This is a genomic window from Enterovibrio norvegicus DSM 15893 (assembly GCF_900115495.1).
In the GTDB taxonomy this organism is placed as follows: Bacteria; Pseudomonadota; Gammaproteobacteria; order Enterobacterales; family Vibrionaceae; genus Enterovibrio; species Enterovibrio norvegicus.
On record NZ_FOWR01000003.1, the window covers coordinates 17,497 to 32,052 of the forward strand.

At 48.7% G+C, this 14,556-nt stretch carries 14 protein-coding genes; 12 read left to right on the forward strand and 2 right to left on the reverse strand.

The genetic code is table 11. The annotated features are described in order from the left end of the window. Positions 1-516 carry a hypothetical protein gene (locus BM082_RS02410; protein WP_074925153.1) on the forward strand — a complete coding sequence of 172 codons (516 nt, stop codon included), beginning with the start codon at positions 1-3 and terminating at the stop codon, positions 514-516. 111 nt (positions 517-627) lie between these two features. Here BM082_RS02410 and BM082_RS02415 read toward each other — a convergent pair whose 3' ends face one another. Further along, the gene (locus tag BM082_RS02415) at positions 628-1,689 is read right to left on the reverse strand and encodes a LacI family DNA-binding transcriptional regulator (RefSeq protein WP_074925155.1); all 1,062 of its coding nucleotides are present in this window, start codon (positions 1,687-1,689) and stop codon (positions 628-630) included. A gap of 220 nt (positions 1,690-1,909) precedes the next feature. On the opposite strand from BM082_RS02415, the gene BM082_RS02420 reads away from it, so the two are divergent. The 11 genes from BM082_RS02420 to BM082_RS02470 all read left to right on the forward strand — a co-directional run bounded on the left by BM082_RS02420 (position 1,910) and on the right by BM082_RS02470 (position 12,490). Continuing rightward, complete coding sequence (locus tag BM082_RS02420; protein ID WP_017016432.1) at positions 1,910-2,137, forward strand: hypothetical protein; 228 nt, start codon at positions 1,910-1,912, stop codon at positions 2,135-2,137. A gap of 69 nt (positions 2,138-2,206) precedes the next feature. Further along, positions 2,207-3,361 carry a TRAP transporter substrate-binding protein gene (locus BM082_RS02425; RefSeq protein WP_017016433.1) on the forward strand — a complete coding sequence of 385 codons (1,155 nt, stop codon included), beginning with the start codon at positions 2,207-2,209 and terminating at the stop codon, positions 3,359-3,361. A 79-nt stretch (positions 3,362-3,440) separates the two neighbouring features. Beyond that, positions 3,441-3,956 (forward strand): TRAP transporter small permease, encoded by a 516-nt coding sequence (locus tag BM082_RS02430; RefSeq protein ID WP_017007654.1) that lies wholly within the window; start codon positions 3,441-3,443, stop codon positions 3,954-3,956. A gap of 9 nt (positions 3,957-3,965) precedes the next feature. Further along, positions 3,966-5,276 carry a TRAP transporter large permease gene (locus BM082_RS02435; protein WP_017007653.1) on the forward strand — a complete coding sequence of 437 codons (1,311 nt, stop codon included), beginning with the start codon at positions 3,966-3,968 and terminating at the stop codon, positions 5,274-5,276. 121 nt (positions 5,277-5,397) lie between these two features. Next, positions 5,398-6,702: a histidinol dehydrogenase gene (hisD, locus tag BM082_RS02440; protein WP_017007652.1), complete on the forward strand. Its 1,305-nt coding sequence runs from the start codon at positions 5,398-5,400 to the stop codon at positions 6,700-6,702. 47 nt (positions 6,703-6,749) lie between these two features. Beyond that, complete coding sequence (locus BM082_RS02445; protein ID WP_017007651.1) at positions 6,750-7,526, forward strand: SDR family NAD(P)-dependent oxidoreductase; 777 nt, start codon at positions 6,750-6,752, stop codon at positions 7,524-7,526. Positions 7,527-7,596: 70 nt separating this feature from the next. Beyond that, a complete protein-coding gene (locus BM082_RS02450) occupies positions 7,597-8,619 on the forward strand; it encodes an alcohol dehydrogenase catalytic domain-containing protein (RefSeq protein ID WP_017007650.1) in 1,023 nt (340 codons plus the stop codon). A gap of 41 nt (positions 8,620-8,660) precedes the next feature. Further along, entirely contained in the window at positions 8,661-8,948 is a 288-nt protein-coding gene (locus tag BM082_RS02455; RefSeq protein WP_017007649.1) for a UxaA family hydrolase, read from the forward strand. A 3-nt stretch (positions 8,949-8,951) separates the two neighbouring features. Next, positions 8,952-10,121 carry a UxaA family hydrolase gene (locus BM082_RS02460; RefSeq protein WP_017007648.1) on the forward strand — a complete coding sequence of 390 codons (1,170 nt, stop codon included), beginning with the start codon at positions 8,952-8,954 and terminating at the stop codon, positions 10,119-10,121. Positions 10,122-10,419: 298 nt separating this feature from the next. Further along, on the forward strand, positions 10,420-11,433 hold the full coding sequence (locus tag BM082_RS02465; RefSeq protein WP_017014744.1) for an Ldh family oxidoreductase: 1,014 nt from the start codon (positions 10,420-10,422) through the stop codon (positions 11,431-11,433). A gap of 25 nt (positions 11,434-11,458) precedes the next feature. Then, positions 11,459-12,490, forward strand: coding sequence for a YeiH family protein (locus BM082_RS02470; protein ID WP_074925157.1), 1,032 nt, complete (start codon positions 11,459-11,461; stop codon positions 12,488-12,490). A 45-nt stretch (positions 12,491-12,535) separates the two neighbouring features. On the opposite strand, the gene BM082_RS02475 is transcribed toward BM082_RS02470, so the two are convergent. Continuing rightward, complete coding sequence (locus BM082_RS02475) at positions 12,536-14,554, reverse strand: EAL domain-containing protein (RefSeq protein ID WP_017016498.1); 2,019 nt, start codon at positions 14,552-14,554, stop codon at positions 12,536-12,538. Between the last annotated feature and the right edge of the window lie 2 nt (positions 14,555-14,556).

The following is a 14,556-nucleotide window of genomic DNA, read 5'->3' on the forward strand; positions in this document are numbered from 1 at the left end:
ATGAATAAGCATATGACGATTATCGCTATGATTACCCTGCTCACTGCGTGTGGCGGAGACGGTGGCGACGTAGCCAGTGTGACGGCATCTGATACAGGCAACGGTTCGGCGAGCACCAGCAGCGCGCCAAGCATGTTGGTCGATACTTCGGGTGGTGTAGCTGATATTCCAGAAACCATCACCAGCTCTGCGACTTCGATGAGCGAGACGGTGGTGTCGGATGACTTCTCTTACAACCCTGTGCTTGAACAACAGTTCGATGTGGATATTCGCGGCTATTCGGTCTCACCCGCTTATATCTCGATTTATGGGGCATTTGCGGAAAATGATGACGGTACGTTTACCGCTGACTACAACAGCCGCATTACCTCAGCGCCGGTTGAAGACGGTGAAGTCACCTTAGATTATGTCTCGTCAGATTCACAATACTATGTGCTCGCAGAAGTGTGGTTCTATGACGGCACCAGCCCCGTTCAGAAACGCATTCCGAACACAGAATCAAGCTGGACGTGGTAAACGCCCATCAACTAACCTCAAGCATTGAGGTGAATAGAAACGAAAAAGCAGGGCGATGAGCGCCCTGCTTTCTTTTTTTGGGGAGGGGGGGGATAAGGGTTAATCCAAATATCAGCGCTGTTGGGGTGTTGCTGTGGTTTCTCTCACCACCAATTTCGCTTCCAACTCGATGGTGTCTGTCACCGCGTCTCCATCAAGTTTAGACACTAAATAGTCCGCCGCTTTGGTGCCCATTTCTTTTGAAGGCACCTGCATTGTGGTGAGTGACGGCTGGATATGTGACGACATTGCCAAGTCATCAAACCCGACAATCGACAATTGTTGAGGAATTTTTATGCCGTGAACTTGGCTCTCTAGCAACGCACCATAGGCTAAAACATCATTACCGCAGACAATCACGGTCGGCAAAGGTGTTAACTCCATCAATTTTTTCAACGCTTGTCGGCTTTCAGCCAAATCATATCGGCACTCAATGATGTGAGAATCTGGGACATATATCCCGTTTTTTTCCAAGGTATCAACACAACCAGCCAGTCTATCGCGGGTACGGTCATTGGTACGGGTTATCCCCGGAATTAAGGCGAAATTCTCGTGGCCTAATTCCAACAAATATTGGGTTAAACGGGCGGAAGCTCGGTAGTTATCAAAGCCAATACAAGGGTGTGGCAAAGACGGATCGAACGACCATGTGTACAAATAAGGAAGTTGTTTTTTCTTTAGAATATCAAACACATGAGGATGGTGTTCGGCCCCAACCAACATGATCCCTTCTACCCCTCGACTGACCAATCTTTCAACTTCTGCAAGCTCTTCATCCAACGAATAATCCGAGCTCGCGATGAACAAGGTGTACCCCTTTTCTTGTAAGCGACGTTGGAAGGCTTGGATACCTTCGGCAAAGATCGCGTTATCCAGTGTTGGGACTATCACACCAATGGTTTTTGAGCGTTGAGAAGCAAGCGCTTGAGCAGCACCGTGAGGGATATAACCCATTGATTCAATGGCAGAACGAATCAATTTTCCACGTTTCTCGCTCACCGAGTTTGGGTTGGAAAGATACCGCGAAACAGTGGCCGTAGACACCCCTGCAGCTTGTGCTACATCTTCCGCAGTGGGTGCGTCTGTCAGCTTTTTTTGTAAGCGCTTACGTTTTCCTGTGGGTTCTTTAGTCATGGTATTGATTTTATTTGACTCTTTTCTGGGCAGTTAACCTGCCGTTAATTCTATTATAGCTCGCTGTAAAAAATACAGCGCCAAAAACTTGACAGCCCTAAACTCCCTCCTCTAAGGTTAGAAATGTAAGCGCTTTCATTTAACAACTCATTCACAACGTGAAAGCGAGATAAAAACAAAGGTGTCTTCACACCGTCTAAATACTGGTGAGGCTTCAGTTATGAGCAATAAATTAAATGTTAAGAAAAGGTACATAGTACCTGCCGCGTTTTTTTCTCTGTATCTGCTTAATGTCGTCTACACCAAGATCCAACTTGTTTCGGGGGAAACGTCCATTATTCGTGTTAATGACGTTGGTGAGTTTATTTTACTCATACTGACTGCATTAACTTTCGTTGTCGCAATGCTACTTGCAGAAAAGGACGCAAGCGGGCATTCGGCAGAATAAGAGCACCCAACGTTCGCCGACGTATTCGACGTTGATTGGGTAAACAAAACGCAGGAAGGAAGTACATTTATGTCTGTTCACCATAAGGATGACTCCCCACAGAATGCAGAGCGTCGCCGTTTTCTAGAAATCGCTAAAAAAGCTGGTTTCACGGCCGCTGTTGTCGCAGGCGCTTCAGGAGCCCTGTTGACCTCGACACATGCGCAAGCTGCAGTAAATGAAGAGAGAGAACGACAGAAAAGAGCGAAATACACCATGACCATCGCCACGGCGTATATCATCGGTGCCTCCCGTAGTTACCCTATCATGCAACTTGATTTCAAAGAGAACATCCAAAACATGACCCGTGGTCAGGTTTATGTGAAGCTCGCACCCGGTGGTCAACTTGGTGCAGGTGGCGCACTGGCTCAGAAAGTTCAAGCCGGCACCATTCAGGCAGCGCAGCACTCTCTTTCAAACTTTGCTCCTTTTGCGCCAGCCGTTGACTTGATCAACATTCCTTACTGGTGTGGTGAAAACCAAAAATTCATCAACCTCGTCACCTCAAAAGCATGGAAAGAAGAAATTCACCCGCGCGTTGCCGCTAAAGGTTTCAAACCACTTTGGTATGTTGTGATTGACCCTCGTGTTGTTGCCGTACGTAAAGGCCTTGATGGTCCAATCAAAACGCCTGATCAACTTGAGGGCGTGAAATTCCGCGTACCGGGTTCGAAAATTCTTCAGCAAATGTACCGTCTACTTGGTGCAAACCCAACGCCAGTGGCATGGGGTGAAACACCGTCTGCCATCAAACAAGGCGTTGCAGATGCACTCGACCCATCGGTAGAAGCATTGAATGTGTTCGGCTTTAAAGACGTGCTTTCATCAGTAACGTTCAACCGTGCAGTGCCAGACTCACAAGTGTTCTCTTGTAACCTTGAATGGTTCAACAGCTTGCCGAAAGACATTCAAGAAGGCATCGAATTCGCGAGTGAAGTGACCTCTATTCAGAACCTGGCGAAAGTGCCCGCAGCCCGCGCATATGCAATGGCTGAACTGGGTGACGCAGGTGTTGAATTCTATGCGCCAAACTCTGATGAAATGCGCCAATGGGTCGAAAAAGCTGGCCATCAGCGCCCAGAGTGGGATGAGTTCAAACTGCAACTTGCAGGCTCAAAAGACACCTTCAACAAACTGCTTGATGCCGCAAACGGTAACAGCCGTTTCTATGTTCACGACGTGTAACACCTGAGTAACTTGGCCTCTTGGGTAGACGCTCAAGAGGCTGCTCACTCGATATTTACAACGTACGTGGACACAACCTATGAAAGCATTACTAAAGAACATCGATGAAAATGGTGAACGCTGGTTGCTTCTCTTTTTCTACAGCACCATCGTTATTACCATCGCAATGGAAGTACTCAGACGGTTTGTATTCAGCTACTCCTCCATTTGGGGGGAAGAAGTCGCGCGCTATGCCTTCATCTATCTCGCATGGATAGGCGCGTCAGCCGCAGTAAAAGAACGTGCACATATACGTATAGATGTATTGCTCCACTATTTGCCTCAACGCGGTAAAGCAGTGGTGTACTTGTTCGGTGATTTGATGACCACCATCGTTGCGCTATTCGCCTTCTATTGGTCAATTCACCCGATTGAAATATCGTTAAAATTCGGCTCAGTAACACATGGCTTAGGCATCAGCCAGGCATGGTTCATGGCGGCAGTGCCGCTGGGATTCTCCTTGATGTTGTTCCGACTGGCTCAATCGATCCGTCGTGATACACGCAGCCTGATACACGGCACCCCCGTGTTCGAAGGCAACAAGTTGTTCGATTAGGAGAATGTCATGCTGAATTATTATCAAACAGAAGCGTTTGTCGACCTCGGCTGGGAGTTTTACGGCCCCGTGATTGGCATGCTGGTATTGATTGGCCTTGCCGTTCCCGTCTGGGTTTCCCTCGGCTTAGGCTCTATCGCCTTGCTCTACATTACGGACGTTTTACCGTTATCTTTGTTTGGAGAATCGCTCTTTGATGGCATCGATGCATTCGCGCTGATTGCTGTCCCACTGTTCATCCTTACCGGTGACGTGCTGGTACGAACGGGCCTTTCAAACAAACTGCTCGATGTTGCGGAGGCCAGTGTAGGCGGAGCACGAGCTGGTTTTGGTAGCGCCACGGTACTGGGTTGTGGTTTCTTTGCTTGTATCTCAGGGTCTGACGCCGCGGGTGCCGCAGCAGTAGGTCGCATGACCATCGACAGATTGGTGAAACAGGGTTATCCGAAACCTTATGCGTGTGCGTTAGTCGCCGCGGGGGCATGTACAGGCATCCTGATCCCACCATCCATTGCATACATCATCATTGGTTTGGTACTCGGTATATCCGCTTCGACATTATTCCTTGCTGCCGCTGTGCCTGGGTTGATGGTCATGGGTGCCATCATGCTGACCAACGTCGTGATGAACCGCATTCATGGCTATGAGAACGCAGGACAAGGTTTCTCGTTCAAGCGCTGGATATCGGTGGTTATTGATGCACGCTATGCGCTCATGGTGCCATTCGTTATCTTGGGGGGTATCTACTCAGGTATTTTCACCCCAACAGAAGCGGCTGCAATTGCAGTGGTCACCACCATCATCATTGGCTTGTTCCAAGGCACGTTGAAGGTGAGTGATTTTCCAAAGATGTTAGAAAGCTCGGCAAAAGTGAATGGCGTTATCTTGCCTATCATTGCGCTAAGTCTTCCATTAGCACAAACACTGGCTGCGCTGAACGTTCCGCAGGCATTTGTTGAAAGCATGACCTCGATTACAGACAGTCACGTTGCCCTGACGCTCATTATGATCGGCATCTTGATTCTGGCAGGCTGCTTCATGGAAACGACGCCGAACATTTTGATTCTGTCCCCTATCCTGCTGCCTTTGGCGCGTGAGATAGGCATGGATGATATCCAGTTCTGCATCATGATGGTGACATCTCTCGGTGTGGGTTTCATTACCCCCCCACTCGGTTTGAACCTCTTTGTCGTATCCGGACTGACAGGGACTTCAGTACTGAAAATCGCAGCACGATCCGGACCATACGTACTATCAATGCTAACCGTCGTACTTATGTTGGCATTTATTCCTGAACTATCACTCTGGGCGCTGGATTAACCCAACGCAACAGAACGGCCCTTAACACAGGTTTAACTCTACAACCCAATGCCTTTCTGGCTTTTTCCAAAAAAGCCAGTCAGGAGAGTTGCGCCCAAAATTTAACGGAGAATTAATCAACATGGCTGTTAAGTATCTGAAAAAAGCTGAAAAAACTGCAGCAACAGGTGAAGACGATGTACGTGAAATCGTTTCAAACATGCTGAAGGAAATCGAACTCGGCGGGGAAGAAACCTGCATTGCTTACACGCAGAAGTTCGACAACTGGCACGGTGACATTGTGGTCTCTCAAGAAGAGATCGACGCAGCGGCTGACAAAGTGCCTGAGCAGCTGAAAAAAGATATCCACTTTGCCTACGAACGTGTTCGTGACTTTGCAAAAGCACAGCTCGCAAGTATGAGCGAATTCGAAACAGAACTGTCACCCGGTTTGTTTGCAGGTCAGCGCTTGATCCCAATGCAAGCCGCAGGCTGTTATGTCCCAGGTGGCCGTTATTCACACATCGCTTCCGCCATCATGTCAGTCACTACCGCCAAAGTTGCGGGTGTTGACCACGTGATTGCGTGTTCACCGCCGGGTCGCGATGGCGGCATGCACCCAGCCATTATGTACACATTAAAACTGTGTGGCGCAGACACCGTGCTTAACCTTGGCGGCGTTCAAGGCATCGCAGCCATGGCATTCGGTCAATTCACGGGGCACCCAGCAGACATCCTCGTTGGCCCAGGTAACCAATTCGTTGCCGAGGCAAAACGTCAGCTTTATGGCCGCGTCGGTATCGACATGTTTGCAGGTCCATCAGAAGTGATGGTGATTGCAGACAAAAATGCGGACCCAGAACTTGTTGCGGTTGACCTTCTCGGTCAAGCGGAACACGGCCCGAACACCCCTGCATGGTTGCTGACAGACTCGGAAGAATTGGCGGAAACCGTCATGAAGCGCCTGCCAGAACTGATTGCTGAATTGCCAGAATTGAACAGCAAATCTGCTGAAGCGGCATGGCGCGATTATGGCGAAGTGATCATCTATGACACACGCGAAGAAGCCGTAAAAGTGAGCGACGAATATGCGTCTGAGCACTTAGAAGTTCACGCAGAAGACCTCGATTGGTGGCTTCAGAACCTGCGCAACTACGGTTCACTGTTCCTTGGTGAAGAAACCAACGTGGCATTTGGCGACAAAACGTCAGGCCCGAACCACATTCTTCCAACCAAAGGTGCGGCGAAATACACAGGTGGCCTGAGTGTGGGCAAATTCATCAAAGTAGTGACGTATCAGCGTTCATCAATTGAAGCGAGTAAAGACGTTGCACAGGTGACCGCACGTATTTCACGCCTTGAAGGCATGGAAGCACACGCGAAAACCGGTGATGCACGTCTGGCGAAGTATTTCCCAGAAGAGCAATTCAACCTGAAACCTGAATAAGCCAATACACATTCGCCGACACAAGTTGTAGCCAAAAGGAAGATGAAATGACAGGCAACACGTTAAACCGCTTATTTGACCTAACAGGACACGTCGCATTAGTGACAGGCGCAGGCTCGGGCATTGGACAACGCATGGCGTTTGCCCTTTCTCAAGCAGGAGCAAAGGTGTTATTGGCAGGTCGCCACGTAGAGACCTTGTCACAAACCGCAGCGTTAATCGCTGGGTCTGGTGGGGATTCTGCAGTGGTTGTCGCGGATTTAACACGACGTGAGATGTTGCCTGACGTCATCGCAAATGCCTCGTCTCACTTCGGTGCGCCGGACATTTTGGTCAATGCAGCAGGCGTTAATTTGCGCGAGCCCGCAGAGGATATTTCCATCGAGAGTTGGGATAAAACCATCAACCTCAATCTCTCAGTGCCCTTCTTCCTTGGCAAAGCCTGTTTACCGGGCATGCTGGAAAAAGGACGAGGAAAAATCATCAATATTGGCTCGCTGCAATCGTACCGCGCCTTTGCCAACTCGATGCCTTACGGCGCGTCAAAAGGCGGTGTGGCGCAGTTAACCCGCGCCATGGCAGAAGCATGGTCAAGCCAAGGTGTCACCACCAACGCAATCGCACCAGGCTTTTTCCAAACACCGCTGACAGAACGGGTATTTACGGATGATGCCCTTGCGCAACATCACGCGAAGATGACAGCCATTGGGCGAAACGGTGAATTGGAAGACTTTGATGGCCTGACCGTGTTCTTGGCGTCACGCGCCTCGGATTACATCACAGGTCAAATGATCTCGCTGGATGGCGGCTATACCGCGAAATAACAAGGTTAGCACGCCAACGTGTAAGAACACTCAGCGAGACAACACGCACACAGACCAAAAGGAAAGCACGATGAAAGCACTGGTGTATACCGGAGAACGATCACTGACCTATATCGAAGACGCGGCCATGCCAACCCTTCGTGATGACGAAGTCTTGGTGCAAATCAACGCCGTCGGCATTTGTGGTTCAGATCTTCATGCTTACCTCGGTCACGATTCTCGCCGCCCTGCCCCACTGATTTTAGGGCATGAAGGCGCAGGCTTTGTTCGCGGCGCAGACAACACCGGCAATCGCGATCTCGATGGTCAAGCCGTGGTGATCAACCCACTGGTGAGCTGCGGTCATTGCAGTTACTGCCGAACGGGTTTTGAAAACCAATGTGGAAGCCGCGAAATCATTTCCATGCCACCAAGACAAGGCGCATTTGCCGAGTACGTTGCCATTCCAAAACGTAATTTGGTGCCGGTTCCTGAAGGCATGTCGATGGCAACAGCATCATTGGCCGAACCTATTGCAACGGGCTGGCATGCGGTCACCAAGGGCGCGAACTTAGTGAATCGTCCTTTGGTAGAAAGCAAAGCATTAGTGTATGGCGGCGGTGCTGTCGGCCTCGCAGCCGCACTGTCTTTGTACGCACAAGGCTGTCGTCAAATCTTCTTGGCCGAAACCAATGAGCTGCGCCGAGAAACGGTAAAAACCACCAGCGTTTGCACCGTATTCGACCCACTTTCCAACCCGCTCGTTGCCAGTAACAGCATCGATTTGGTGGTGGATTGTGTGGGTAACAAACATACCCGCATGGGTTCATCAGACGCCGTGAAACCCGGTGGAGTGGTTGTTCATGTGGGCTTACAAGACAGCATTGAAGGGCTTGATGTACGCAAATTCACGTTGCAAGAAGTGACCTTCACAGGCAGCTACACCTACACCATGCAAGATTTCCACGCGACTGTGGAAGCCATGCATAACGGCGCGTTAGGCGCGCTGGACTGGATTCAAGAACGCCCGCTCAGTGAAGGTGCGGACGCTTTTGACGACTTACTTAACGGACGTATAGCCGCTGCCAAAGTCGTGCTGCGGCCCGAAAAGTAACCCAAGAAAAGAAAGATCGTTTTATTCAAAAGGAGATGAAAATGCAAAAACCAGATTTTCTCGTCCACGATTCGACCGACTCCGTTGGCGTGATTGTGGTTGAGGGCTTAGAAGCTGGCCAAACGCTTGTTGGATGGGTGATGGACACGGATGCAACCATCGAAGTACTTGCACTAGATGCAATCCCTCTGGGGCACAAAGTCGCACTAAACGACATTAAGGATGGCGACACTATCCTGAAGTACGACAACGACATCGGTAAAGCAATCGCAGACATTGCCAAAGGCGGCCATGTTCACGTTCAAAACGTTAAAACGAAGAGGTGGTAAGCCATGAGCAACTATAAATTTATGGGCTATCGCCGCGAGAATGGCCGTGTTGGTGTACGTAACCATGTCATCATTTTGCCATTAGACGATTTGTCGAACGCAGCATGTGAAGCCGTTGCTAACAACATTAAAGGCACATTGGCCATTCCACACCCATACGGTCGCCTTCAGTTTGGTGAAGATTTAGAACTTCACTTCCGTACGTTGATTGGTACAGGTTGTAACCCGAACGTAGCCGCTGTGGTTGTTATCGGTATTGAACCTGAGTGGACGGCACGCGTTGTTGAAGGTATTGCCGCATCAGGTAAGCCAGTGCAAGGCTTTGCAATCGAGCAAAACGGCGACATCAACACCATTGCATCGGCTTCTCGCGTTGCAAAAGAGTATGTACAAGCAGCAAGTGAAATCACACGTGAAGAGTGTGATGTTAGCGAGCTATGGATTTCAATGAAGTGTGGCGAGTCTGATACCACATCTGGCCTAGCTGCTAACCCAACCGTGGGTAACCTGTGTGACAAGCTGTCTGCACAAGGTGCAACCCTGTGTTTCGGTGAAACCTCAGAACTCACAGGTGCAGAGCAAATCTGTGCAACACGCGCTGTTTCTCCAGAGATTGGCGAGAAATTCTTGAACACATGGCAAGCGTACATGGACGAGGTTATCGAACCACACAAAACCTCTGACTTGTCTGACAGCCAACCAACCAAAGGTAACATCTTGGGCGGCTTGACCACCATCGAAGAGAAAGCGTTTGGTAACTATCAGAAAATTGGTAAGCACACCCAGTTCGTTGATGTGTTGACGCCCGCTGAGCGCCCAGCAGCAGGCCCTGGTCTGTACTTCATGGACACCTCTTCTGCAGCAGCAGAGTGTGTGACGTTGCAAGCCGCCGCGGGTTTTGCCGTTCACCTCTTCCCTACGGGTCAAGGTAACGTTATCGGTAACCCGATTGTGCCTGTTATCAAGATCACTGCGAACCCACGTACCGTGCGTACCATGGGCGAGCACATCGATGTTGATGTATCTGGCATTCTTGCTCGCGAATTGAACATGGACTCAGCGGGTGATGCGCTGATCGACATGACACTTCGTACAGCAAACGGCCGTTACACGGCAGCGGAATCTCTTGGTCACCGTGAATTCGTACTGACCAAGCTATACCGCAGTGCATAAGCACTAGCGTGGTTTTATGAACCAACCCTGTTTCTATGCGCCGACATAGCGCCAAGTGCTGCAGTTACTCGACGCGACTGAAGCGCATAGAAACAGGGGTCCAAGCCCATCGACGATGCTTAATGCCAGAAGCATCAGCGTTCGCCGAGAGGTCTTGGAACAAGATTTACGCCGAGGAAACTCGGCGTCTCTTTCTCCGCGTTGAGCGCAGGCTTTTCTCAGAGCGCCAAACTCAGCGTGACAACCCCATATACCCAAGCACGAACACCGCAATAGCGACAGGACAAAGGATGTAGTCATGACGATAACGGTTGACCCAAGCCACGCCAAAAACCTCGTAATTTCATCTCTTGAACAACACGGTGTTTCACACGTAAACGCCACCTCCGTCGCCAACGCCCTGATCCAAGCAGAAATAGACGGCCAACCCGCGCACGGTTTGTCCCGCCTCGCTGCGTACATCGATCAGGTGAAGTGCGGAAAGGTTGTTGGGGATGCCACACCCAGAATCGACATACCCAAGCCCAGTGTGTGCCACGTTAATGCAGAGTTAGGCTTTGCCTTTCCCGCCATGGATAAGCTGGTGAGCCTGTTACCCGCAATGGCAAAAGCACAAGGCATTGCCCTTGCTACCGTGTATCGTTCTCATCACTTCGGCCAGGCTGGTTTTCACGCCGAGCGCATTGCGAAACAAGGCTGCATTGCCCTGATCTTTTCCAATAGCCCGCAAGCTATCGCCCCTTGGGGTGGTTTCAAGCCTATTTTTGGCACCAACCCCATCGCATTTTCTGTACCACGTGAAAATGCACCGCCGCTCGTGATAGACATGAGCTTGAGCAAAGTCGCGCGCGGAAAAGTGCTGCTTGCGCGAAAACAAGGCGATTTGATTCCAGAGGATTGGGCCATTAATGACCAAGGTGTGCCCACCACAGATCCAAACAAAGCCCTAAAAGGGTCGATGCTGCCCATTGGTGACGCAAAAGGCGCGTCTTTAGCGCTCATGGTTGAAATCCTTTCCGCGACGTTAACTGGCGCTAATTATGCGTTTGAAGCCTCATCGTTCTTCTCAACCGACGGCGGCGCACCCGCTATTGGTCATTCAGTGATTGCCATCGACCCAAGTCTTTCCGGCTCACATTTTGCTGAACGTCTAGAGCAACTCTTTATCGCGATGTGTGAACAACAAGGGGTTCGGCTGCCCGGCACAAAGCGCATTGTGCGACGCGAACGAGTATTGAGAGAAGGTTTGCAGCTTACAAACGCGACAATGGATGAGCTAAATGCATTGGCTCATCCCAATAAAAATCAATAATTACCAATAACACGGAGCGTTATTCATGCTGCCAAAAACCCAACAACGTCTTCCTAGCTGGCAATCAATGCGACAGAGCGCTGGCTCTCTCGCCCCTGGCCTTCTGCTTTCTGTGACTGTCGCGGCTGCCGCGACGTTTCTCTCGGCGCATTATGGTGCGCCTCAAATGCTGTTTGCTCTCTTATTGGGCATTGCCTTTCACTTTCTTGCGAACGATTCCAAATGCCAGCCTGGCATTGAGTTTGCTGCAAAGAAAGTGCTCCGTTTTGGCGTCGCGCTGCTTGGCCTTCGTATCACCATGGAAGAAATGACATCACTGGGGTGGGAAATACTCATCTGGGTAGCCTGCGGGATCGCATTGACGATCAGCATCGGCATGTTGGTAGCAAAAATACTGGGACGACGTATTCAATTTGGCTTGTTAACAGGCGGCTCAGTGGCCATTTGTGGCGCTTCCGCTGCACTGGCCATTTCAGCAGTACTTCCTAAGCACCAATACAGTGAACGAAACACTCTTTTTACCGTTATTGCAGTCACGGCGTTCAGTACTATCGCCATGGTGATTTACCCGATTTTCGTCAACGTGCTGGGGTTTGATGATCGACTGGCGGGCATCTTTATCGGCGGCACGATCCACGACGTCGCACAGGTGGTTGGCGCTGGGTATTCCATCTCCCCACAAGCGGGCGAATTTGCCACCATCACCAAGCTACTTCGTGTTGCCCTGCTCGTTCCTGTGATTCTGGTAATTTCCCTGTATTTCCGTCGTCATCCTGAACAGACTGGCGGGAAATCAGACATTCCGTTACTGCCATTCTTCGTCATCGGATTTTGTATTTGTGTTGCGATCAATAGCGCCCACATCCTGCCAGTCACGGTCACAGACACCTTATCGGGCTTGTCTTCTTGGTGTTTGGTCTCTGCAGTGGCTGCATTGGGCATCAAAACCTCGGTCAAGAAACTCTTTACCATCGGCTATGAACCGATTCTCATGGTCGTCATTGAAACCTTGGCCATTGCGGCATGGGTGTTGTTGGGAATTTACCTGTTCGGATAAAACCCGCAAACAAAAAAGAGGCGCTCATACTGCGCCTCTTTTTATTCAGATCAGGCTTTCTTTGGTCTCACTGTGAATATCATATCGGCGAAACTTCGGTTCAAAAACCTGTATTTGTTTGAACGACATGGCCTTAGCGAAGTAATAGCCCTGAATGTATTTAAAGCCCATCTGCTTCAATTTAAGGTATTGAAGTTCGGTTTCAACGCCTTCCGCAACGCAGTCCATACCAAGGTCATTACACAACTCCAAAATGTTCTTACAAATATAGAACCCCTTCTCGCCATCAATTACATCGATCAAAGATTTGTCGATTTTAACCGTATCAACCGGCAAAAATGTGATGGCTTCAAATGAGCAATACCCCACGCCAAAGTCATCAATGGAGATACCAAAACCATTGTCATGCAACCTCAGAATGTTCGAGAGCGATCTTGGATCTTTGATTGAATCCCGCTCAATGATCTCAAACTCCACGTTCATTCCCTTCAACTCTTCGATGATTTGGCCAATGGCATTGTTGTCAATCAGCGTATCAGGATGAATATTGACCGCAATTTTGGGCGAGAATGCGCCTAGCCGCCAAACATGAAAATGCCGGCGTACCTCTCGGCAAACCCATAGGTCGATAATGCTCGCGAGCCCAGCCAATTCGAGAGACTCTAAAAAGAAAGGGCCAGATATTGTTCCATCATCTCTCTTAATACGCAGTAAGGCTTCAAACGAAGAGCAGCGCTGTTTTTCCACATCCACTTTGGGCTGGTAGTGAACCATCAGTTTTTTCGCACTGATGTAATTCACTATTTTCTCAACCTCTTGATTTGATTTTATTATTCTCGACTCAGCTTGATTGGACTTTACGCCTTCATTTGCCTCTAAAAGCTCGATCATTTCAAGGTTATTCTTTAGTCGCTCCAAATGATTTGAAGAAGATTGCGTCAGTGAGTATTTCTTCATGAACGGTGAATAGATAAAAACACCGAGAAGAAGCAAAACAAATTGCAACAGTAATGCCCCTAAATCACCGCCAGTGGCCATAAATGCATTCACAAACACAGGGGTTACCCATGAGACGCCATTAGTCACAACGTTGATACCGAAGAAACCAACATACAAGTAAGCGATAAATATATTCAGGATGGGCACGAGTACAAAAGGCAAAAGGAGGTAGCGATTTAAAACTATGGGTAGGCCATAAATTAGTATCTCGTTGATGTTAAAGATAGAAAAAGGGAAAGACAGTCTAGCAACTTTTGAAATATGTTTATCTTTTGAGTAGATCAGCGCAGCCAAAATCAAAGATAAGCCCGACCCCGACCCACCATACACCACAAAAATATCGTAAAACGCTTTATATGAAATATTGTTAATGAAAATCGTTTCTAAATTGATATTAGGAATGACAATGGACAGCGTGTTTGGCCCATGCAATCCGATAAACCAAAGCAGTTGAGAAAACCCTGTTCTCAAAGTCATTTGAGTGAGGAGACCCAAATCTAGCTGCAAATCAATGATCGCCACAGATCGGTCAATAACCCACAATAACGCTAAATACATGAAAAGAGAAAGGAAATAGATTAGGATAAACGATTTAAGGTGATAAAAGACATTCGAAAGCTGCGCGTTATTCAGTGACATTTTAGTTTCAAACTTTGGGATAAAGTTAAACAGCACCACTGAAAAAATGGGTATAACGAGGACAAAAAACGACACACCCGCATCGTGAAGTAACCAACGACTATTGGCTGAATGGATAATCGACTCTACCGTAATAAAAATAGAAAAAGACAAGGTAATAATAAATATATTGTTGATGTTATTACGCTTAGAAAAATGATAAGCAATTGATGTCATAAGCATCAAAGGAAAAAACTCATTCATATAATTGATAATGGTTGTTAGCATCGCACTATCAACAATGTAGAACTGTAGGCCTGTCAAAATAAAAAACTGATTAATCAATACGATGATCGAAGAAAGGACCACATAGGGAACCGTACTGATAAACGACTCTTTGATAGACAGAAAGAATATGTCTCTTTTTACTTTGCTTACATCATCCATTT

Coding starts and splice junctions, on each gene's coding strand:
- BM082_RS02475 (WP_017016498.1), bottom strand. CDS start 14,554: ATGGATGATGTAAGCAAAGTAAAAAGAGACATATTCTTTCTGTCTATC.
- BM082_RS02420 (WP_017016432.1), top strand. CDS start 1,910: ATGAGCAATAAATTAAATGTTAAGAAAAGGTACATAGTACCTGCCGCG.
- BM082_RS02445 (WP_017007651.1), top strand. CDS start 6,750: ATGACAGGCAACACGTTAAACCGCTTATTTGACCTAACAGGACACGTC.
- BM082_RS02415 (WP_074925155.1), bottom strand. CDS start 1,689: ATGACTAAAGAACCCACAGGAAAACGTAAGCGCTTACAAAAAAAGCTG.
- hisD (WP_017007652.1), top strand. CDS start 5,398: ATGGCTGTTAAGTATCTGAAAAAAGCTGAAAAAACTGCAGCAACAGGT.
- BM082_RS02455 (WP_017007649.1), top strand. CDS start 8,661: ATGCAAAAACCAGATTTTCTCGTCCACGATTCGACCGACTCCGTTGGC.
- BM082_RS02465 (WP_017014744.1), top strand. CDS start 10,420: ATGACGATAACGGTTGACCCAAGCCACGCCAAAAACCTCGTAATTTCA.
- BM082_RS02435 (WP_017007653.1), top strand. CDS start 3,966: ATGCTGAATTATTATCAAACAGAAGCGTTTGTCGACCTCGGCTGGGAG.
- BM082_RS02425 (WP_017016433.1), top strand. CDS start 2,207: ATGTCTGTTCACCATAAGGATGACTCCCCACAGAATGCAGAGCGTCGC.
- BM082_RS02410 (WP_074925153.1), top strand. CDS start 1: ATGAATAAGCATATGACGATTATCGCTATGATTACCCTGCTCACTGCG.
- BM082_RS02460 (WP_017007648.1), top strand. CDS start 8,952: ATGAGCAACTATAAATTTATGGGCTATCGCCGCGAGAATGGCCGTGTT.
- BM082_RS02450 (WP_017007650.1), top strand. CDS start 7,597: ATGAAAGCACTGGTGTATACCGGAGAACGATCACTGACCTATATCGAA.
- BM082_RS02470 (WP_074925157.1), top strand. CDS start 11,459: ATGCTGCCAAAAACCCAACAACGTCTTCCTAGCTGGCAATCAATGCGA.
- BM082_RS02430 (WP_017007654.1), top strand. CDS start 3,441: ATGAAAGCATTACTAAAGAACATCGATGAAAATGGTGAACGCTGGTTG.